This window comes from Caenispirillum salinarum AK4, from assembly GCF_000315795.1.
Taxonomy (GTDB): domain Bacteria; phylum Pseudomonadota; class Alphaproteobacteria; order Rhodospirillales; family Rhodospirillaceae; genus Caenispirillum; species Caenispirillum salinarum.
The window spans coordinates 268,964-288,409 of the sequence record NZ_ANHY01000004.1 but is presented as its reverse complement, the minus strand read 5'-3'; the positions used below and the strand labels follow the sequence as shown (position 1 = coordinate 288,409).

Below are 19,446 nucleotides of genomic sequence, written 5' to 3'. Positions count from 1 at the left end.
AGGCCCTTTCCTCGCGCGGAGACCCCATGAGCCAGATCTCGCTGCATTCCCCGGTCGGGGACATCACCCTGTTCGAGGCCGACGGTGCCATCGTCGCCGTGGAATGGGGCTGGGTGCCCGACCAGGAGGAAACCGCGCTGCTGGCCGAAGCGCGGCGGCAGCTGGAGGCCTATTTCTCCGGCGACCTCATGGCCTTCAGCCTGCCGCTCAACCCGGCCGGCGGCACCGCCTTCCAGCGCCGGGTGTGGCAGGCCATGAGGTCCATCCCCTATGGTCACACCCGCACCTATGGCGATGTGGCCGCCGACCTGGGTACATCGGCCCGTGCCGTGGGCGGCGCCTGCGGCAAGAACCCCCTGCCTATCCTGATCCCCTGTCACCGGATCGTCGGCGGCAACGGGGCGCTAGGCGGCTATACGGGGTCAGAGGGCGTTGACACCAAGAAGCGCCTGCTGCTGCTGGAGGGGGCCGCCCTGCCCCAACCGGCGGCCTGACCAGGCCCCGCATTTTCAACTGACGACATTTTTTGGAGGAAACCGTGGCGACACAGATCCGCATGCACGAAACCGGCGGCCCCGAGGTGATGAAGGTGGAGACGGTTGACGTCGGCGCCCCCGGCCCCGGCCAGGTTCTTCTGCGCCAGAGTCACTGCGGCGTAAACTTCATCGACACCTACCACCGCACTGGCCTTTATCCGGTGGACCTGCCCTCGGGCATCGGCCTGGAAGGCCTGGGCGTGGTGGAGGCCCGCGGCGACGGTGTGACGGAATTCGAGGAAGGCGACCGGGTCTTCTACGCCACGGGCCCCATCGGCGGTTATGCCGACGAGCGGCTGATCCCGGCGGAAAAGCTGGTGCGCGTGCCGGAGAACCTGGCGGATGACCAGATCGGTGGCCACATGCTGCGCGCCCTGACGGCGCAATACCTCCTCCGCCGCCTCTACAAGGTCCAGCCCGGCGAGCAGGTCCTCTTCCACGCCGGCGCCGGCGGGCTGGGGCAGATCGCCATCCAGTGGCTGAAGCACATCGGCGCGGAAGTCATCACCACCGTCGGCTCCGACGAGAAGGCCGAGGTGGCGAAAAAGCTCGGGGCCGACCACGTCATCAACTACTCCACCGAGGATTTCGTCGCGCGCGTCAAGGAGATCACCAACGGCGTCGGCGTGCCTGTCGTCTATGACGGCGTCGGCAAGACCACCTGGGAGGGCTCGCTGGACTGCCTGAAGGGCCGCGGCATGATGGTCAGCTTCGGCAACGCCTCGGGATCGGTGGAGAGCTTCTCGCCGGCCATTCTGTCCGCCAAAGGCTCGCTATTCCTGACCCGCCCGACGCTCATGGGCTATTGCGGCACCCGGCCGGAACTGATCGAGTCGGCGACCGAGGTGTTCGAGGTTATCGGCACCGGTGCCGTCACCATCGAGAAGGCCACCGTCTACCCGCTGACAGACGCCGTCCAGGCGCACAAGGACCTGGAGGCCCGCAAGATCGTCGGCTCCACGGTGCTGATGCCGTAAATCCGAGCCGTTGACGGATAAGGCCGCCGCTTCGGCATGAAGCGGCGGCCTTTTTTGTGTTTCACGTGAAACACGTTATGGCTCCGGTGGCCGGCGGTTGTTTAAGGGAACCACCAAGACACCAAGGCACCAAGGCAGCGCGCGAAGGCGCGCCATCATTCCTTAGTCAGCCAGCCTTTCCCGGTCTGCCCGATGTGTTGATGAATAACAATCGAGGGAGCGTGAGGGAGGCCGTGCCTCCCTCACATATCATTCCGGCGCCGCCGGAAAGCGGGTCGGTCCGTTGGCGCGACGGCCTTACCGCCCGCACATCTTCTTGGTGTCTTTGTGTCTTGGTGGTTCAAAAACTACCGTCAGCCAATGATGCACCGCCGCCACAATCAGCACACCCTCTTGGTGTCCTTGGTGCCTTGGTGGCCTCGCTCGCGCACCCTCAGCCGCTTTTCCGCCGCGCAAACACCACCGGCGGCGTGAACAGCAGCGCCAGCCAGAAGACGATGTTCACCAAGCCGCCCGCCGCCGGGCTGATGAAGCCGGAGACCAGGCCGGTCACCGCCACCACGGCCACCAGCGTCAGCCATCCCGGCAATCCCGTGTCGCGCAGGCGCTTGGCCATAATGTTGACCTGGGCGAAGACCAGCACAGCCGCCAGGACCACCAGAACCGTATGCACCACCGGCCCCAGGGCATCGCGCACCGCCTGCCCGGCCTGTTCCGGCGTCATGCCGTCGGTCGGCTGGTTGATGCCCATGCCGACGACGACCGCCATGACCGCCGCGCCGCCGACGGCCCAGAGCCCGGCGATATGCCAGAAGAAGGGCACCCGGTGCATGGTGCCGTGGCGCAGGTTTCCGAACAGGGTGCGAAGGATCTTCACGGGATGCGACTCGCCAGAAACAAAGGACAGTTGCCCGGGCGGAACGAGCCGGCTCGCCGGCCCGGAAAGGGAAAGGGCCGCCGGCGGTGTCTCGCGCGGCGGCCCTTGGCGGGGGGAATCAGGTATTCATGCTCTCGAAGAAGTCGGCGTTGTTCTTGGTCTCCTTGATCTTGGAGAGCAGGAACTCCATGGCGTCCTGGGTGCCCATGGGCGACAGGATGCGCCGCAGGACCCACATCTTCGACAGCGTGGACTTCTCGACCAGCAGTTCTTCCTTGCGGGTGCCCGAGGCCGTGATGTTGATGGCCGGGAAGATGCGCTTGTCGGACAGCTTGCGGTCCATGACGATCTCGGAGTTGCCGGTGCCCTTGAACTCCTCGAAGATCACCTCGTCCATGCGGCTGCCGGTCTCGATCAGCGCGGTGCCGATAATGGTGAGCGAGCCACCTTCCTCGATGTTGCGGGCCGCACCGAAGAAACGCTTGGGCCGCTGCAGGGCGTTGGCGTCCACACCACCCGTCAGCACCTTGCCCGACGACGGCACGACGGTGTTGTAGGCGCGCGCGAGGCGGGTGATGGAGTCCAGCAGGATAACGACGTCGCGCTTGTGCTCCACCAGGCGCTTGGCCTTTTCCAGCACCATCTCGGTCACCTGGACGTGGCGCTGGGCGGGTTCGTCGAAGGTGGAGGAGACCACTTCGCCGTTGACGCTGCGCGCCATGTCGGTCACTTCCTCCGGCCGCTCGTCGATGAGCAGCACGATCAGGTAGACCTCGGGGTGATTGGCGGCGATGGAGGACGCCAGGTTCTGCAGCATCACGGTCTTGCCGGTGCGCGGCGGGGCGACCAGCAGGGCGCGCTGCCCCTTGCCCAGCGGCGCCACCAGGTCGATGACGCGCGCGGTGCGATCCTTCTTCGTCGGATCGTCGATTTCCAGGTTCAGCTTCTGGTCGGGGTAGAGCGGCGTAAGGTTGTCGAAGTTGATGCGGTGCCGCACCGCCTCCGGCGCCTCGAAGTTGATCTGGTTGACCTTGAGAAGCGCGAAGTAGCGCTCGCCGTCCTTGGGCGCGCGGATCTGGCCTTCCACCGTGTCGCCGGTGCGCAGGCCGAAGCGCCGCACCTGGCTGGGGCTGACGTAGATGTCGTCCGGCCCCGGCAGGTAGTTGGCTTCCGGCGCCCGGAGGAACCCGAATCCGTCCTGCAAAATCTCCAGCACACCATCACCGTAGATGGGCGTGTCGTTCTCGGCGAGCTGCTTGAGAATGGCGAACATCATGTCCTGCTTGCGCAGGGACGAGGCGTTCTCGACCTCAAGTTCCTCGGCGAACGCCAGCAGTTCGGCGGGGGATTTCTGCTTCAGCTCCTGAAGGTGCATGATCTTTCCAGGCGATATCAAACGGGAATGGGGACCGGCTAGGCGGCAACGGCGGGGGAGAATGCGCGAGGCGATCCGGTCGACAGGCGATATGTCGGTATGGAGCGGGGTCAGCCCTGGATGAAGGCTGATACGGCGCCGGGCCCGTGGCCGGATTGTCGCGAATGTGGGGTGGGTGCGTTTGTGGCGGGCCCAGGACGGGCCCGCGTTTCAGGTCACCATACGCAAACGGGTTTGCAAGTCAAACGAATCTTACAGCCGGAACAATCAACGGCTCCGTTCGTTCCACCGCGCCAGCGGAAGATGGGCAGGAAAGCAGAAAAAACAAGACGGGCAGCCCCGAAAGGCACCGCCCGTCCGCATCAAGGACCACCAAAGGTCAGAACCACTTGAAGATCACCAGCGGGATGATGGCCAGCAGCAGAACCGTCGGAACCTCGTTCATCCAGCGATAGAACTTGTGGCCGCGGCTGTTGGTGTCATTCAGGAAGTCCTTGCGCCACTTGGCGTAGGCGCCGTGCATCCCGGCCATCAGCAGCACCAGCAGCAGCTTGGTGTGCATCCACCCCGCCGTCGCCCAGGTGGGGAACATCAGCAGCAGGCCGGTGATGAACACCACGATGATGGAAGGGTTCATGATCCCCTTCAGCAGCCGGCGCTCCATGACCTTGAAGGTTTCCGACGTGGGCGTCCCCGCCCCCTCCATGGCGTGATAGACGTAAAGCCTGGGCAGGTAGAACAGGCCGGCCATCCAGGTGATGACCGAAATGATGTGCAACACCTTGACCCAGTTGTAGATTTCGCTGCCGTAGTCCAGCACGGTTGATGTCTCCCCTCGGCTCGGTCCGGGTGGTTTAAAGGGCGGCCTGCGCCGGCGCGACGGCGGCCTCGCCGTGAGCATGGGCGGACGTGCGGTTGGGGCAGCGGCCGCAGGTCCCCGGGCACAGCCGGCCGCCCTTCTCGCTGACGGGGGTGTCGCCGGAGGCCGCCGCCTGGCGGACCAGCCCGGCCAGCCCCTCGATGAACGGCGGCGCCGACAGCACGGTAGAGACGCGGCGGTAGAGCGGCACGCCGCTCTGCTCCGCCAGTTCGCCATACTCGATGTCCAGTTCCACCAGCGTTTCCGAGTGTTCCGACACGAAGGCGATGGGCACCACCACCAGCGGCCGCTTCTCCGCCCCCGCCGCCTGGATTTCGTCGTCGGTGGCCGGGCCGATCCATTCCAGCGGGCCGACGCGGCTCTGGTAGGTGACCTTCCAGTCGAGGTCCGGGCGGTTCAGGTGCGCGGCGACGGCGGCCGACGTCTGCTCCACCTGCCATTGGTAGGGGTCGCCGGCCTCGATGACCTTCTTGGGCAGGCCGTGGGCGGAGAACAGCACCCGCGGCGGCGGAAGATCGCCCCGCTCGGCCTCCAGCGCATCCAGCGTCTCGGCCAGCAGGGCCGCCTGGGCGCGCACGAAGCCGGGGTCGGTGGGGTAGCAGCAGACCGATACCGTATCGGCCGTCAGCCCCTGCCGGGCGGCCTCCCGCGTCCATTCCCCGATGGAGGAGCCCGACGTGGTGGAGGAATACTGCGGGTAGAGCGGCAGCAGGACGACCTTTTCGGCCCCGAAATCTTTCACCCGTTTGACCGTCTCGGCCGTCAACGGATGCCAGTAGCGCATGGCGATGAAGACGCCCACCTCGTCGGCCGCGCCCTTCAACGCCGCCTGAAGGGCCGTCGCCTGGTCCTGCGTGTGGGGCAGCAGGGGCGAGCGGCCGTCCAGGTTGGCGTAGATTTCCCGCGCCACCGGCGCCCGGCGGCGGCTTATGACCTGCGCCAGCGCCCAGCGAACGGGCTTCGGCGCGCCGATGATGGCCGGGTCGTTGAACAGGTTGAACAGGAACGGCCGGATGGCCTCCGGGCTGTCGGGACCGCCCAGGTTGAAAAGAACGACGGCAAGCTTCTTCATCGGCAATCCGATTGCGGCTGGGAACGCGAAACGGGTGGACGGAGGCTTCTACGTCAGGAACCGGCCTTTCGGATGTGTTCGACCATCATCGCCACGTTCTCCGGCGGCGTCTCCGGCGTGATGCCGTGGCCCAGGTTGAAGATGAACGGCCCCTTGCCCAGCACGTCCAGCGTGCGGTCGATGCGGTCCAGCATGGCCTGGCCGCCGGCGATGAGCAGGATGGGGTCCAGGTTGCCCTGCACCGGGCAGCGCGGCTGGATGTGGTCGCGGGCGTAGTCCAGCGGCACGGTGGTGTCCAGGCTGACGGCGTCCACGCCCGTCTTCTCGATGAAGGCGGGATACATGGGGCCGGCGCCGCGCGGGAAGCCGATGACCTTGGTGCCCGGCCGCGCCTCCTTCACCCGGCGGGTGATGTCAGCGATGGGGCGGATGGACCAGCGCTCGAAGGCGTCGTCGGCCAGCACGCCGGCCCAGCTGTCGAAGATCTGCAGGGCCTCGGCGCCGGCGTCCACCTGTTCGATCAGGTAGGCCGTGGTGGCGTCGACCAGCATCCCGATCAGGCGGTCGAAGCCCTCGGGGTCGCTGTAGGCCCATTTCTTGGTGTTGGCGTAGTCCTTGGACCCGCCGCCTTCCACCATGTAGGTGGCCACCGTCCAGGGCGCGCCGCAGAACCCGATGAGCGCGGTCGCCGGCGGTATCTCCTTGCCAAGCCTCCGCACGGTCTCGAACACGGGCGCGAGGGTGGGAAGGACGCGCGATGGGTCCAGGCTGCCCAGCTCCTCCACCGACCGCACCGGATCAAGCTTGGGCCCCTCGCCCTTCACGAACCGGAGCGGCTGCCCCAGCGCGTGCGGGATCACCAGGATGTCCGAGAACAGGATGGCGGCGTCGAAGCCGTAGCGGCGCAGCGGCTGGTGCGTCACCTCGACGGCGTAGTCGGGCGTGTAGCAGAGCGTCAGGAAGTCGCCGGCCTTGGCCCGCACCTCCCGGTATTCGGGCAGGTAGCGGCCGGCCTGGCGCATGAGCCAGATGGGGGGCGGGCTGAGCGTTTCTCCGTTCAGGACACGGAGGAAGCGCTTCTCGGAGGTCTCAGGCATGGCGGTTCCGGGCTGTTTTCCACGGTCCCTCATAACAGAGAGGGGTGTTGGGGTGAAATGTTGTAGTGGCTTGTTGGTCCTGTGAATCCTGTGGATTAGAGTCCGTCCCCAGGTTTGTCCACAGCGACTCGGACGGCCTGTGGGTGTTTCACGTGAAACTGTGGATCGGACGGGGACGTCCCGCCAGACTCGCCCTGGACTCCGCCGAGTCGCACACACGGTGGAGAACCCTGGGGATAACGTGGATAACTCGGCCACCAGAGTGCCTTGTCCACGACTCCCCCGCAAGCCGCGCCGCACAATCCCCATGAGCGCGGCATCGGGGGCGGTCGCAGGGGCAAGGTGTGTGAAATTTTCGCCCCGGGGGCGCGGCAGCCACTTATCCCCGACTCGCGGGCGTTATCCACAGGCACCGAGTCGCGTTTTTGCGGAAGGAAAGAGGATCCATCGTGCGCAGCTTCCATCTTCACCTGATCTCGGACTCCAGCGGCGAGACCGTCAGCGCCATCGCCCGCGCCTGCCTGGTGCAGTTGTCCGAGGTGCACGCCGAGCAGCACCTGTGGTGGCTGGTGCGCACCCGCGGCCAGGCCCTGCGGGCGCTGGAAGGCGTGCAGGCCGCCCCGGGCGTGGTGCTGTGCACCGTCGTCGACCCGGAAATCCGCGCCCTGCTGGAACAGGGCTGCCGCGAGGCGGAGGTGCCCTTCATCCCCGTGCTCGATCCCGTCATGCAGGCGCTGGGCGGCTATCTTCAGGTGGAAGTGGGCCGCGAGCCGGGCCGCCAGCATGTGCCCGATGCCGACTACTTCCGCCGTATCGACGCCATCCACTATTCCATGGAACACGACGACGGCCAGGGCATGGACCGGTTGGGGGAAGCGGACATCATCATCATGGGCGTCTCGCGCACCTCCAAGACGCCCACCTGCATGTACCTGGCCAACCGCGGCCTGAAGGCGGCCAACGTGCCGCTGGTGCCGGGCATCGGCATCCCCGACGAGGTGCTGCGCCTCAAGCGCCCGCTCATGGTGGGCCTGACCCGCGACCCGCGCAGCCTGGCCGACATCCGCAAGACGCGGCTGAAGGTGATGAACGACGAGGCCAACACCGATTACGCCGACGTGGAGCGCGTGCGCGAAGAGGTCCTGACCGCCCGGCGCCTGTTCACCCGCCACGGCTGGCCGGTCATCGACGTCACCCGCCGCAGCATTGAGGAAGCGGCGGCGGCCATCATGCAGCTGCACCGGAACCGGGCGGAGTGAGGCGGTTGTTGTAGAACCACCAAGACACCAAGGCACCAAGACAGCGCGCGAAGGCGCGCCATCATCATTCCGGCAGCCGTTGTCGCCCGGTCTTCGCCATGATGATGAAAAGGAATCGCGGGAGCGCGAGGGAGGCCTGGCCTCCCTCGCACCAAATTCCGGCGCAGTCGGAAAGCCTTGGTGTCTTGGTGTCTTGGTGGTTCAAAATCCCTTCTCGGGGCGCTACAACCGAACCAGGGACCCCCCGCGAAGGAGCCTCCATGACCCAGTTGATCCTGGCTTCCGGCAGCCGCACGCGGCAGAAGATGCTGGCCGATGCCGGCGTGCCGTTCACCGTCGAGGTGCCGCGCGTCGACGAGGACGGCGTCAAGGCCGGCATGAAGAACGAAGGCGCCAAGCCCGGCGACGTGGCCGAGGCCCTCGCCGAGTTGAAGGCCACCCGCGTCAGCCGCAAGCATCCCGAGGCCCTGGTGGTCGGCGCCGACCAGATGCTCGCGTGCGAGGGGCTGTGGTACGACAAGCCGCACGATATCGAAGCCGCCCGTGCCCAGCTTCACGGCCTGCGCGGACGGACGCACGAGCTGGTCTCCTGCGCCGTGGTCGTTCAGGGCGGCAAGCGCATCTGGCACCACATCGACAGCGCCAAGCTGACCATGCGGCCGTTCTCCGAGGATTTCCTGTCCGAGTACCTGGAGAAGGTGGGCGAGGACGCGACTCACTCCGTCGGCGGATACCAGATCGAGGGGCTGGGGGCGCAGCTGTTCACCCACGTGCGGGGCGACTACTTCACCATCCTGGGGATGCCGCTGCTGCCGCTTCTGGACGTGCTGCGCAATCATGGGGTTCTGACACCATGATGATGTCCGGCAAGACCCGCGTCGCCGGCGTCATGGGATGGCCGGTGACGCATTCCCGAAGCCCGCGCCTGCACGGCTGGTGGCTGGAGGAGCACGGCATCGACGGCGCCTACATTCCCCTGCCCGTCCGCCCCGAGGACTTCGCGACCGCCGTGCGCGCCCTGCCCATGCTGGGCTTCGCCGGCGCCAACGTCACCGTCCCCCATAAGGAAGCCGCGCTGCGGGCCTGCGACGATGTTTCCGACCTGGCCGAACGCATCGGCGCGGTGAACACGCTGGTCTGCCGCGACGACGGCACGCTGTACGGCGACAACACCGACGGCTTCGGCTTCCTGGAAAACCTGCGCGCCGGCTGCCGGGGCTGGCAGGCCGACGCAGGACCGGCCGTAGTGCTGGGCGCCGGTGGCGCTGCGCGGGCTGTGGTGGCCGCGCTGCAGGACGCCGGCTGCCCGGAGGTCCGCCTCACCAACCGCACCCGCGCCCGCGCCGAGGAACTGGCGGCCTCGCTGGGCGGTGCGATGACCGTGGTGGACTGGGACGCCCGCGCCGAGGCGCTGGACGGCGCCGGGCTGCTGGTCAACACCACCACGCTCGGCATGGAGGGGGCACCGCCGCTGGAGATGCCGCTCGACCCCCTGCCGCGCGGCGCGCTGGTTACCGACATCGTCTACGCCCCGCTTGTCACCGACCTTTTGACCCGGGCCGAGGCGCGTGGCAACCCGGTGGTGGACGGGTTGGGAATGCTGCTCCACCAGGGGCGGCCGGGCTTCGAGGCGTGGTTCGGCGTCTTTCCCGAGGTGACGGACGACCTGCGCCGCTTCGTCCTGGGAGAGCCGGGCGCATGATCGTCCTGGGGCTGACCGGCTCCATCGCCATGGGCAAGTCCACCGCCCATGCCATGCTGAAAGACATGGGCGTGCCGGTGCATGATGCCGACGCATCCGTGCACCGGCTGTTCGCGCCCGGCGGGGCCGCGGTGGCGCCGCTGGAGGAGGCCTTTCCCGGCGTCGTCACCCCGGCGGGCGGCGTGGACCGTCAGGAATTGTCCAGGCGCGTCATGGGCGACGAGGACGCCTTCAAGCGGCTGGAGGGCATCGTCCATCCGCTGGTGCGCCGCGCCGAGCATCTGTTCATGGAACGCCAGCGCCTCGCCCGCGTGCCCCTGGTGGCGCTGGATGTGCCGCTGTTGTTCGAGACCGGCGGCGAAGCGCGGTGCGACGCGGTCGCGGTGCTGTCGGCACCCCTGTTCCTGCAGCGCCTGCGGGTGTTGAAGCGCCCGGGGATGACCGAAGCGAAGTTCCAGGCTATCCTCGCCCGCCAGATGCCGGACGGGCAGAAGCGCCGGCGCGCCGACTACGTGGTGCCGACGGGCCTGGGCAAGGCCTTGACCCGCCGCCGCCTGGCGGAGATAGTGCGCGCCCTTCGCGCCGGCCGCCTGCCCACCCGCAGCCCGGGACCGCGACGATCCAGACGGAAGAGCATCGGCCATGCGTGAGATTGTTCTCGATACCGAAACGACCGGCTTCGAGCCCTCGGAAGGCCACCGGCTGGTGGAAATCGGCTGCGTGGAGCTGGTCAACCACGTCGCCACGGGCGTGACCTTCCACAAGTACTGCAACCCCGAACGCGACATGCCGGAAGAGGCCTTCCGCGTCCACGGGCTGAGCATCGAGTTCCTGTCGCAACACGGCTGCTTCCATGAGATCGCGCAGGAGTTCCTGGACTTCGTGGGCGACGCGCCGCTCATCATCCACAATGCCAAGTTCGACATGAAGTTCCTGAACGCGGAGCTTCAGCTGTGCGGCCTGAAGCCCCTGCCCATGGAGCAGGCGGTGGACACGGTCGCCCTGGCGCGGCGGAAGTACCCCGGCTCGCCGGTCAGCCTGGATGCACTGTGCCGGCGCTTCAACATCGACAACAGCTCGCGCACCTATCACGGCGCGCTTCTGGACTCCGAGCTTCTGGCCGAGGTCTACCTGGAGCTGGTCGGCGGCCGCGAGCCGGGCCTGGCCCTGGCGGCGGATGCCGGCGGCGACGGCGGCGCGACGGTGGCGATCGACCGCCCCTACCGCGCCCCCCGCCCCCACGCCCCGACGCCCGAGGAGCTGGAGGCCCACGCGGCTTTCGTGAAGGACCGCCTGAAGGAGCCCCTCTGGGCGACGCTTGAGGCCGCGGCCACGGAGGCGGCGGAGTAGCCGATTGCGCTGCTCCGGTGGCGTGGTGCGGGGATAGCCACGAAGACACCAAGGCACCAAGACAGCGCGCGAAGGCGCGCCATCCTCATTCTGTTGGCCGGTACTGCTACGTTCTTACCGCTACCAGGAAAAATAATCGAGGGAGCGCGAGGGAGCCCGTGGCTCCATCGCATCCATATTCCGGCGGAGCCGGAAAGCCTTGGTGCCTTGGTGGTTCACCCTCACCAACGCCAGCCGCCTACTCCTCCGCCGCCCGCGCCGCGTTCAGGCGGTAGCCGCCGTCGGAGGTGACCAGCAGTGTCGCCTGCCCCGGCTCGGGCTCGATTTTCTGGCGCAGGCGGTAGACGTGGGTTTCCAGGGTGTGGGTGGTCACGCCCGCGTTGTAGCCCCAGACCTCGCCCAGCAGGGTGTCGCGCGGCACCGGCTTCCCCGCGCGGTAGAGGTACTTGAGGATGGCCGTTTCCTTCTCCGTCAGGCGGATCTTGCGGTTCCTGGCCTCGTCCTGGAGCATCTTGGTGGCGGGATGGAAGGTATACGGGCCGATGCGGAACACCGCGTCGTCGCTGGCCTCGTGGCTGCGCAGGTGGGCGCGGATGCGGGCCAGCAGCACGGCCAGGCGGAAGGGCTTGGTGACGTAGTCGTTGGCGCCCGCTTCCAGGCCCGTGATGGTGTCGTCGTCGCTGTCGGCGGCGGTCAGCATGATGATCGGCGCGCGCACGCCCGCCGTACGGAGATCACGGCACACCGTCCGGCCGTCGTCGTCGGGCAGGCCGACGTCGAGCAGAATCATGTCGTAGGGCGTTTCATCGGTAACGGCCATCCGTTTGGCCTCTGCCGCCGTCGGGGCCTCGTCGACCGTCCCGAAATCGCCCTGCGCCAGAAGCTGTTCGACCAGCGAGCGGCGAAGGAGGTCGTCGTCGTCGATGAGGAGGAGACGTCGTCCGGCTGTCATCGGTCTTCCCGTCGTGGCGATCTTCGCTAGGTTCTAACATCGCAGCGGCGATATTTCGACACGGATGTGCAATGGCTCCGATCACGTCTCGTAATGCGGTCTTTCTCGCCTCGGCTCGAGAGGCTATTGTTGCCGACCCCTCAACGCACCGTGCTTCCATGACAGACGCCAGCTCCAGACACGACGCCCGCGAAACCGCCGACACCCCCACACTGACGGCCCCGCTGACGGCGGTGGACCGGGCCACGGCCGAGGTGCGCCGCGGCGGCATGGTGGTGGTCATGGACGGGACGGCGCCGCTGCTGGTCATGGCGGCCGAGGCGGTGACGCCCGGGACGCTGGAAACGATGACCGGGCTGGCCGCCGACGATCTCCGCCTGGCGGTGACGGCGCGGCGCGCACGGCTTCTGGACCTGGCGGCCGAGGAGACGGAGGTGGCGGTCATCGGGGCCGACCATCCGCTGGATGCCGCCACCCTGCGGGCCCTGGCCGAGCCCGGCGAGACCCGGCCCAAGAACGGGTTTTCCGCCGAGTCGCGGGCGCTCGACACACCGGCCGGTGCGGCGGTGCAACTCATGAAGATCGCCCGGCTGCTGCCGGCGGCGGTCATCGCACCCCTGCCGACGGAGGCCGCGGCCGACCCGGTGGACTGGGCGCTCGCCCGCGACATCCCGCGCGTCGCCGCCGCCGACGTGCTGGGGTACGAGGAAACCGCCGCCCGCACGCTCATGATGGTGGGCGAGGCCCAGGTGCCGCTGGAAGGGGCGGAGAACGCCCGCATCCTGGCTTTCCGCCCGGCCGACGGCGGGACAGAGCATCTGGCGATCCTCATCGGCGAGCCGAAGCCCGACGCGCCGGTGCTGGCGCGGCTGCATTCGGAATGCTTCACCGGCGATCTTCTCGGGTCCTTGCGGTGCGACTGCGGCGACCAGTTGCGCGGCGCCATCGAGGCGATCGCCAAGGACGGCGCCGGCGTGCTGCTCTACCTGGCGCAGGAAGGGCGCGGCATCGGGCTGGTCAACAAGCTGCGCGCCTATACCCTGCAGGACCAGGGATACGACACCATCGACGCCAACCGTCAGCTCGGCTTCGATGATGACGAGCGCATCTATGCCCCGGCGGCGGAAATGCTGCGCAAGCTGGGGTTCGGCCGGGTGCGGCTGATGACCAACAACCCGCTGAAGGTGGAACAACTGGCCCGCCACGGCGTCGAGGTGACGGAGCGCGTGCCGCACGTCTTCCCCTCCAATCCCCACAATCTGCGCTATCTGCAGGCCAAGCAGACCCGCAGCGGGCACCTGTTCTAGCGGCCGGGCGGAATCCGATGCCCGGCAAAAGCTGCCGGGTGGCGGGGGGCGGCGGCTCAAGTCTTTGATATTGGGCGTTTTCCGTTTGGACTCATCCTTGCAAGGGCGACGGGGACCCAAGCAGGACCCGTGTGCCCATGAGTACCGTCAACGACGCCCCACTGATCATCGACAACATCCGTCCCGGCGGCACCCGTCCGTCCGAGGCGCCGGCCCGCGGCGATCAGGCCAAGCCGGCGGCGGAGGATGAGGCGTCGTTCTGGGATTTTCTGGACATCATCAACCCGCTCCAGCACATCCCCGTCGTGTCCACCATCTACCGCGAGATCACCGGCGATACGATCAAGCCGATCGCCCGGCTGGCCGGCGGGGCGCTGTTCGGCGGCGGCATCCTGGGCGCGGGCATGGCGGCGGTCACGGCGACGGCGGAAGGCCTCATGGGGATCGGTGAAGGCGAGACCATGCTGTCCTTCCTTTTCGGCAGCGACAGCGGGGAACGCCCGCCCGTGGAGGCGGGGACGGAGACGGCCAGGCAGGCCATCGGGGCGGCGCCGGAAGGCCGCGAGTCGCCGGCGCAGATGATCGCCCGCTATGCCCAGCCGGTGGAGCAGATGCAGCAGACCGCGGCGGCCGCCCAGGCTCAAGGGGCGCAAGCGGCCCAGGGGGTGGACGGCATGGTGATGCCTGCCTCGGCCGTGCCGTTCATGCTGGGCGGGGCCGCGCCGGCCCGGACCGCGACTCCCGCCGCGCCGATGCCGGCACCCGAGCCGGCGTCGGCCTTCTCGGCGCTGCGCCAGCGGGTGGAAACGGCCCAGGCGCCCAGGATGGCGCCGCCGACCGGTGTCATGCCGGCGACGGCGGCGACCTTGAAGGGGCCGGAGACCGCCGATCGCTCCAGGGAGCGGCCCTCGGCCCAGGCGCCCGATCCGGTGCGCCGGGCGCTTGAGGCGCAGGGCCTGGGGCCCGACGCGGCATCCCATCCCATGATCCAGGCGCTGGCGGCGGGCGGCCGTGTGTCTTCCATGCCGCCCCAGCCGGCCGCCTCGGCTGCCATGCCCGCCACCGCCGGCCTGATGACGGGCGGCGCGGCACCGGCACCGGCACCGGCACCGGCACCGGCACCGGCCACGGGCCCGGCGCCGCAGCAGATGCCGGGCTGGTTCGACCAGGCCATGACCCGCGCGCTCGACCGCTACGAACAGACCGGGCGGCTGAACACGGCGGCGGCACGGGCACAGGCGAACATCTGAGGCGCCTGCGCACTGACGTGCGATGACGGTTTGCGTGCGGCCCCGGCGCTTCTATAACGGTGTCATGCCGATGCATCTGACCGTCGACCCCGAAACCTCCACCCTCCGCGCCGATGACGGCCGGTCCTGGCGCTGTGCGCTGGGCAAGGGGGGCATCGTGCGCGAGAAGCGCGAGGGCGACGGCGGCACGCCCGTCGGGACCTTCCCGATTCGTCGCGTGCTCTACCGCCCCGACCGCCTGGCGGAGGCGCCGGAAACGGGTCTGCCGGTCCGCGCGCTGGCCCCGAACGACGGCTGGTGCGATGATCCGGCCGATCCCGCCTACAACCGTCCCATCGCGCTGCCGTACGGCGCCTCGCACGAACGGCTGTGGCGGGACGAGGCCGTGTACGACGTGATCGTCATCCTCGGCCACAACGACGATCCGCCCGTGGCGGGGCGCGGCAGCGCCATCTTCATGCATGTGGCGCGGCCCGGCTACACGGGCACGGAGGGATGCGTCGCCCTCGCCCTGCCCGACCTGCTGGACCTGCTGGCGGCGTGCGGGCCGGACAGCACCATTACGATACCGGAATAGAGGCCGTCGCCTGTCAGCGGGTCATGCCCAGGGCGTCGAGCAGCGGGCCGATGTGGGCCTCGTACTTGCGCCAGCGTTCCACCGAGCCCTTGTAGATGGGCTGGCGCACCTGCCAGACGCTGGCGGTGTTGACCACGCGCTTGTTGGCGTAAAAGGCGGCCATGGCATCGTCCCAGTCCAGGCCCAGGTGCTGGATCATGCGGCGCCCCTGGCCTTCGTGGTCGGCGACGACGGCTTCGTAGTCGACGTCCAGCACGGGCGTGGGCACCACCGACTTCCAATGTGCCATCAGGCGGTCCACCTGGCGGTGGAAATGGCCGATGGAGGCGAGGTCGTAGCCGTACTCGTGCGCGCCGCCGAAATTCTGGAAGTAGATGGACAGGCTGGTGTCCACCGGGTCGCGGCGGCAATGCACCACCCGCGCCTGCGGGAACATCAGCGCGATGAGGCCCAGCCGCAGGGCGTTGCCGGGCAGCTTGTCGGTCACCCGCACGGCGTCCGGATCAATCCGTTCAAGATGCGCCAGATAGCCGGGTGCGAAGTCCGTCACGGCCGCGCGCGGGGCGGTCGCCATGCCGCGCGGATAGCCGACGCGGCGCTTGAGCAGGCGCTCGATCTGGTTGAAGTCGGGCAGTTCGTCGCCGCCGGCCACCTGCGGATGGCTGGACAGGATCTGTTCCACCAGTGTCGTGCCCGACCGCGGCAGGCCGACGATGAAGGTCGGCCGCTCCGACGGATCGCCCCAATCGGCCCGCTCCGCCAGGAAGTCGGCGGTAAAGGTTTCGATCAGGCCGTCGATGTGGTCTTCCATCTTCGCCGGATCGTAGCGGCACCCGCGGTTTTTCAGCGCGTTGCCCTGCGCATAGAAGTGGAAGGCGGTGTCCACGTCGCCGACGTCGTCGTTGGCCTTGCCGAGCGCGAAGTACAACTCCACGCGGTCCTCGACCGGGATGTCCTCGCGCGCCGCCACGTCGGCCATGCGGTCGAGCAGCGGGTCGCCGGCCTTGACCTTGTCGGCGCGGGCGAGGCCCCGCAGGGCGCGCGCGCGGCTGCCGTCTTCCTCCAGCAGGGCGCTGAAGGCGGCCTTGGCGTCCTCGAACCGGCCCTCGCGGATGGCGAGGTCGCCCAGCAGCAGCCGCATGCCCAGCGTGTCGGGATGGCGCGCGAGGAACGCCTCGGCGGTGGCCTTGGCATCGTCGAGCCGGCCGCGCACCAGGTAGCCGCGCACCAGGTTCTCGCTCCACTCGGAGACGTCGGGCGCCATGGCGGCGGCCTTCTCGGCCCAGGCCAGGGCCTCGTCGGAGCGCAGGGCGGACTCAAGCACCTGCGCCAGGTTGTTCATGAACTGCGCCGCCTGCGGGGCCAGTTCCACCGCCTTGCCGTAGGCCGCGATGGCCTGGTCGGCATGGTCGAAGGTGTGATAGCTGCGGCCCAGGTTGAACCACGCCTCGGCGGCCTGGGGCGCCAGCTCGGTGGCGCGCTTGCCGTGCTTGATGGCGTCGGCTTCCTTGTCGAGCGCCGCGTAGACGCTGCCCAGGTTCATGTGCGCCTGGGCCGCCTTGGGCGCCAGGCTGACGCAGCGGGCGAGGATCTTGGCGGCCTCGGCGTTGTCGCCCAGCAGCATGAGCGCCGTGCCCAGATTGTTCAGCGCCTCGGGCAGGTCGCCCTTGATCCGCACGGCTTGCCGGAAGCTGTCCACCGCCTCTGTCAGGCGGCCCTGGCGCTGCTGGCACCAGCCCAGCATGTTCCATGCCGCCGCGTCGCGCTTGCGGCGCTTCAGCGCGTCGAGCAGCGCCCGTTCGGCCTCGGCCGGCTGGTTGAGGCCGATGTCCACCTTGGCGAGGTTGACCAGGTTGTCCGGGTTTTCCGGCTGGAGGGACAGCGCCTTCTTCAGAAGCTCGCGCGCAGCCGGAAGGTTGCCCGCCTGCGCCGCCACGAGGCCCAGGCCGGCGATGGCCTCGGGGTTTCGCGGGTCGCTGGCGAGGACCTGTCGGTAGAGCTGCTCCGCCTGGCGGATGTTGCCCCGCATGTGCTGCTGCTGCGCCTGGCGCACCACATTCGCGACGGGGGCGGCGGTGTTCTGCGGCATCGGCGTCCTCCTTGAGGCGCGCACTCTAGCCGCTTAACGACAGGACCGCCAAGCCCGAAACGCCCGTCTTTCACTGCCCCATGCCGAACCACAGAAGCAGCACGATGCCCGCCTGCAGCACGCAGCCGGCCACCAGGGTGCGCAGGGCGCGGCGGATGTCGGTGGCGTCGGCCCGCGCCCGGCCCGACCCGATCCAGGGCGCGTCCACCACCTCGCCCGGATAGCGGCGGGGCCCGGCGAGCGCCAGATCCAGGCCGCCGGCCATGGCGGCCTCGGGCCACCCGGCGTTGGGGCTGCGGTGCTTGCGGGCGTCGCGCAGCATGGTCCTGACCGCCTTCCCCGGCTTGCCCGCCGCCGCGACGGTGCCGGCCGCCAGGATCAGCCCGGCCAGCCGGGCGGGGATCAGGTTCAGCACGTCGTCCAGCCGCGCCGCCGCCCAGCCGAAGGCGCGGTAGCGGTCGGTCTTGTGGCCGATCATGCTGTCCATGGTGTTGATGGTCTTGTAGGCCAGCATTCCCGGCAGGCCCAGGAGGACGTACCAGAACACCGGGGCGACGATGCCGTCGGAGAAGTTCTCGGCGCAGGATTCGATGGCGGCGCGGGCGACGCCGTGTTCGTCCAGCGTCTTGGGGTCGCGGCCGACGATCATGGCGACGGCCTTGCGCCCGCCGGCGAGCCCGCCCTGCTCCAGCCCCTTGGCGACGGCGGCCACATGGTCGTACAGGCTGCGCTGGGCGACGAGGGTGACCAGCACGAACAGCTCCAGCGCCCAGCCATAGGGCATCCAGGCCGCCGCCGCCTGGATCATGGCGCCGATGCCAAGCGCCGCGCCGGTCATGAAGACGACCACAAGGATGCCGCGCACGCGGCGGTTGGTGTCGCCGCGCTCGGCCCGGTTCAGGCGGCGGTCGAACCAGCCGATCACGTTGCCGATGGCGACCACGGGATGGGGGATCACCTTGAACAGCAGGCGCATCTCGCCAAGGTAGGCGTCGAGCACCAGGGCGGTGACCAGCAGCAGGAAGGGGTCGAAAGCCCCTCCGGGATCGAAGGCGAGCGGGAGTGTCGGCATGGTGGCGCCGAGGATGCGTCGCCACGCGCCCCCTGGCAAGAGGAAGCGGCGGCCGGCGGTCCGCCAAAAGGCGCGACGCGTAGAGTCATATGATGCTTCAAGCCGGATGAAACGGTGTTTGCTTGTGTCCGGGGCCCGACCGGCGCATTCTTTGGCGCATCCAGATGCAAGCCCTATATTGACAGCTGACCCGAAACGGACAGAGCCGCCGACCGTGCCCATGCCCGAGACCCCCAATTCGCCCCCCGCCAACCCCCGCGTGGGACTGTTCGTCACCTGCCTGGTGGACGTCTATCGCCCGACCGTGGGCTTTGCGTCCCTCAGTCTGCTGGAAAAGGCCGGCTGCCGAGTCGAGGTGCCCGAGGCGCAGACCTGCTGCGGCCAGCCCTCGTGGAACTCCGGCGACCGCGCCGGCACGCAGGCGGTGGCGAAGCAGTTGATCGCCGCGTTCGAGGATTTCGACTATGTGGTCGCGCCCTCGGGCTCGTGCGGCGGCATGATCCGCTATTATCCCGACGTATTCGACGGCGAGCCCGCGTGGAAGGCCCGCGCCGAGGCCCTGGCGGCCAAGACCTTCGAGATCACCAGCTTCCTGACCGACGTCATGGGCTGGGACGGTATCGAGGCCTCTTACGACGACACGGTCACCTATCACGACAGTTGCTCGGGCCTGCGGCAGATGAAGGTCAAGGGCCAGCCGCGCCACCTGCTGTCCAAGGTCAAGGGCGTGGAACTGACCGAGATGGACCGGCCGGAGGAATGCTGTGGCTTCGGCGGCACCTTCTGCGTGAAGTACGGCGAGGTGTCCGACCGCATGGTCACCGACAAGACCACCGACATTGAAAAGACCGGAGCCGGAACGATGCTCGCCGGCGAGGTGGGCTGCCTGCTCAACATGGCGGGCAAGGCCAAGCGGCGCGGACAGCGGACCAAATACCGGCACGTGACCGAGGTCCTGGCCGGCATGACCGACACGCCCGCCATCGGCGAAGAGCGCTAGCCGCAAATCCCGAGCGCCCCGCGGGCGCGACGACGCATTTGCGCATCAGGATAGAGACTCGGGAGCACGCGTCC

At 68.5% G+C, this 19,446-nt stretch carries 19 protein-coding genes; 11 read left to right on the top strand and 8 right to left on the bottom strand.

Annotated features, from left to right (window positions below):
• Positions 1–26: 26 nt before the first annotated feature.
• Positions 27–494, top strand: coding sequence for a methylated-DNA--[protein]-cysteine S-methyltransferase (locus C882_RS04795; protein WP_009539424.1), 468 nt, complete (start codon positions 27–29; stop codon positions 492–494).
• Between the two features lie 44 nt (positions 495–538).
• Positions 539–1,513: a quinone oxidoreductase family protein gene (locus tag C882_RS04790; RefSeq protein ID WP_152415200.1), complete on the top strand. Its 975-nt coding sequence runs from the start codon at positions 539–541 to the stop codon at positions 1,511–1,513.
• Between the two features lie 433 nt (positions 1,514–1,946).
• On the opposite strand, the gene C882_RS04785 is transcribed toward C882_RS04790, so the two are convergent.
• The 5 genes from C882_RS04785 to hemE all read right to left on the bottom strand — a co-directional run bounded on the left by C882_RS04785 (position 1,947) and on the right by hemE (position 6,814).
• The gene (locus C882_RS04785; protein WP_009539422.1) at positions 1,947–2,390 is read right to left on the bottom strand and encodes a DUF805 domain-containing protein; all 444 of its coding nucleotides are present in this window, start codon (positions 2,388–2,390) and stop codon (positions 1,947–1,949) included.
• Between the two features lie 118 nt (positions 2,391–2,508).
• The gene (gene rho / locus C882_RS04780; protein WP_009539421.1) at positions 2,509–3,765 is read right to left on the bottom strand and encodes a transcription termination factor Rho; all 1,257 of its coding nucleotides are present in this window, start codon (positions 3,763–3,765) and stop codon (positions 2,509–2,511) included.
• Positions 3,766–4,144: 379 nt separating this feature from the next.
• The gene (hemJ, locus tag C882_RS04775) at positions 4,145–4,585 is read right to left on the bottom strand and encodes a protoporphyrinogen oxidase HemJ (protein WP_009539420.1); all 441 of its coding nucleotides are present in this window, start codon (positions 4,583–4,585) and stop codon (positions 4,145–4,147) included.
• A 34-nt stretch (positions 4,586–4,619) separates the two neighbouring features.
• Positions 4,620–5,717 (bottom strand): ferrochelatase, encoded by a 1,098-nt coding sequence (gene hemH, locus C882_RS04770; RefSeq protein WP_009539419.1) that lies wholly within the window; start codon positions 5,715–5,717, stop codon positions 4,620–4,622.
• A gap of 53 nt (positions 5,718–5,770) precedes the next feature.
• On the bottom strand, positions 5,771–6,814 hold the full coding sequence (gene hemE / locus C882_RS04765; protein ID WP_009539418.1) for a uroporphyrinogen decarboxylase: 1,044 nt from the start codon (positions 6,812–6,814) through the stop codon (positions 5,771–5,773).
• A 449-nt stretch (positions 6,815–7,263) separates the two neighbouring features.
• On the opposite strand from hemE, the gene C882_RS04760 reads away from it, so the two are divergent.
• The 5 genes from C882_RS04760 to dnaQ all read left to right on the top strand — a co-directional run bounded on the left by C882_RS04760 (position 7,264) and on the right by dnaQ (position 11,125).
• The gene (locus C882_RS04760) at positions 7,264–8,073 is read left to right on the top strand and encodes a pyruvate, water dikinase regulatory protein (protein WP_009539417.1); all 810 of its coding nucleotides are present in this window, start codon (positions 7,264–7,266) and stop codon (positions 8,071–8,073) included.
• A 260-nt stretch (positions 8,074–8,333) separates the two neighbouring features.
• Complete coding sequence (locus C882_RS04755) at positions 8,334–8,930, top strand: Maf family protein (protein WP_009539416.1); 597 nt, start codon at positions 8,334–8,336, stop codon at positions 8,928–8,930.
• Positions 8,927–9,775: a shikimate dehydrogenase gene (locus C882_RS04750; protein WP_009539415.1), complete on the top strand. Its 849-nt coding sequence runs from the start codon at positions 8,927–8,929 to the stop codon at positions 9,773–9,775. Before C882_RS04755 ends, C882_RS04750 begins: the two co-directional genes overlap by 4 nt.
• On the top strand, positions 9,772–10,425 hold the full coding sequence (gene coaE, locus C882_RS04745) for a dephospho-CoA kinase (protein WP_009539414.1): 654 nt from the start codon (positions 9,772–9,774) through the stop codon (positions 10,423–10,425). The genes C882_RS04750 and coaE overlap by 4 nt, the downstream gene beginning before the upstream one ends.
• Positions 10,418–11,125, top strand: a complete 708-nt coding sequence (dnaQ, locus tag C882_RS04740; RefSeq protein WP_009539413.1) for a DNA polymerase III subunit epsilon — start codon at positions 10,418–10,420, stop codon at positions 11,123–11,125. Before coaE ends, dnaQ begins: the two co-directional genes overlap by 8 nt.
• Positions 11,126–11,363: 238 nt before the next feature.
• Here dnaQ and C882_RS04735 read toward each other — a convergent pair whose 3' ends face one another.
• Positions 11,364–12,077 carry a response regulator transcription factor gene (locus C882_RS04735; protein ID WP_009539412.1) on the bottom strand — a complete coding sequence of 238 codons (714 nt, stop codon included), beginning with the start codon at positions 12,075–12,077 and terminating at the stop codon, positions 11,364–11,366.
• Positions 12,078–12,235: 158 nt separating this feature from the next.
• Between C882_RS04735 and ribA the strand changes: the two genes are divergently transcribed.
• The 3 genes from ribA to C882_RS04720 all read left to right on the top strand — a co-directional run bounded on the left by ribA (position 12,236) and on the right by C882_RS04720 (position 15,211).
• On the top strand, positions 12,236–13,384 hold the full coding sequence (gene ribA / locus C882_RS04730; RefSeq protein WP_043643600.1) for a GTP cyclohydrolase II: 1,149 nt from the start codon (positions 12,236–12,238) through the stop codon (positions 13,382–13,384).
• Positions 13,385–13,521: 137 nt separating this feature from the next.
• Positions 13,522–14,634 (top strand): hypothetical protein, encoded by a 1,113-nt coding sequence (locus C882_RS24345; RefSeq protein WP_009539410.1) that lies wholly within the window; start codon positions 13,522–13,524, stop codon positions 14,632–14,634.
• 70 nt (positions 14,635–14,704) lie between these two features.
• Positions 14,705–15,211, top strand: a complete 507-nt coding sequence (locus C882_RS04720; RefSeq protein WP_052000008.1) for a L,D-transpeptidase family protein — start codon at positions 14,705–14,707, stop codon at positions 15,209–15,211.
• A 13-nt stretch (positions 15,212–15,224) separates the two neighbouring features.
• Here C882_RS04720 and C882_RS04715 read toward each other — a convergent pair whose 3' ends face one another.
• Positions 15,225–17,300: a tetratricopeptide repeat-containing sulfotransferase family protein gene (locus C882_RS04715; RefSeq protein ID WP_009539408.1), complete on the bottom strand. Its 2,076-nt coding sequence runs from the start codon at positions 17,298–17,300 to the stop codon at positions 15,225–15,227.
• A gap of 70 nt (positions 17,301–17,370) precedes the next feature.
• Positions 17,371–18,372 (bottom strand): adenosylcobinamide-phosphate synthase CbiB, encoded by a 1,002-nt coding sequence (gene cbiB / locus C882_RS04710; RefSeq protein WP_009539407.1) that lies wholly within the window; start codon positions 18,370–18,372, stop codon positions 17,371–17,373.
• Positions 18,373–18,592: 220 nt separating this feature from the next.
• Here cbiB and C882_RS04705 point away from each other — a divergent pair, with 220 nt between their 5' ends.
• Positions 18,593–19,372, top strand: coding sequence for a (Fe-S)-binding protein (locus tag C882_RS04705; RefSeq protein WP_043643598.1), 780 nt, complete (start codon positions 18,593–18,595; stop codon positions 19,370–19,372).
• The last annotated feature ends 74 nt before the right edge of the window (positions 19,373–19,446 follow it).

Excerpts from the sequence above, each read along its gene's own strand:
- dnaQ (WP_009539413.1), top strand. The coding sequence starts at position 10,418 with ATGCGTGAGATTGTTCTCGATACCGAAACGACCGGCTTCGAGCCCTCG.
- C882_RS04755 (WP_009539416.1), top strand. The coding sequence starts at position 8,334 with ATGACCCAGTTGATCCTGGCTTCCGGCAGCCGCACGCGGCAGAAGATG.
- cbiB (WP_009539407.1), bottom strand. The coding sequence starts at position 18,372 with ATGCCGACACTCCCGCTCGCCTTCGATCCCGGAGGGGCTTTCGACCCC.
- hemH (WP_009539419.1), bottom strand. The coding sequence starts at position 5,717 with ATGAAGAAGCTTGCCGTCGTTCTTTTCAACCTGGGCGGTCCCGACAGC.
- ribA (WP_043643600.1), top strand. The coding sequence starts at position 12,236 with ATGACAGACGCCAGCTCCAGACACGACGCCCGCGAAACCGCCGACACC.
- hemE (WP_009539418.1), bottom strand. The coding sequence starts at position 6,814 with ATGCCTGAGACCTCCGAGAAGCGCTTCCTCCGTGTCCTGAACGGAGAA.
- C882_RS04705 (WP_043643598.1), top strand. The coding sequence starts at position 18,593 with ATGCCCGAGACCCCCAATTCGCCCCCCGCCAACCCCCGCGTGGGACTG.
- C882_RS04735 (WP_009539412.1), bottom strand. The coding sequence starts at position 12,077 with ATGACAGCCGGACGACGTCTCCTCCTCATCGACGACGACGACCTCCTT.
- C882_RS04750 (WP_009539415.1), top strand. The coding sequence starts at position 8,927 with ATGATGATGTCCGGCAAGACCCGCGTCGCCGGCGTCATGGGATGGCCG.
- rho (WP_009539421.1), bottom strand. The coding sequence starts at position 3,765 with ATGCACCTTCAGGAGCTGAAGCAGAAATCCCCCGCCGAACTGCTGGCG.
- C882_RS24345 (WP_009539410.1), top strand. The coding sequence starts at position 13,522 with ATGAGTACCGTCAACGACGCCCCACTGATCATCGACAACATCCGTCCC.
- C882_RS04795 (WP_009539424.1), top strand. The coding sequence starts at position 27 with ATGAGCCAGATCTCGCTGCATTCCCCGGTCGGGGACATCACCCTGTTC.
- C882_RS04715 (WP_009539408.1), bottom strand. The coding sequence starts at position 17,300 with ATGCCGCAGAACACCGCCGCCCCCGTCGCGAATGTGGTGCGCCAGGCG.
- coaE (WP_009539414.1), top strand. The coding sequence starts at position 9,772 with ATGATCGTCCTGGGGCTGACCGGCTCCATCGCCATGGGCAAGTCCACC.
- C882_RS04720 (WP_052000008.1), top strand. The coding sequence starts at position 14,705 with ATGCATCTGACCGTCGACCCCGAAACCTCCACCCTCCGCGCCGATGAC.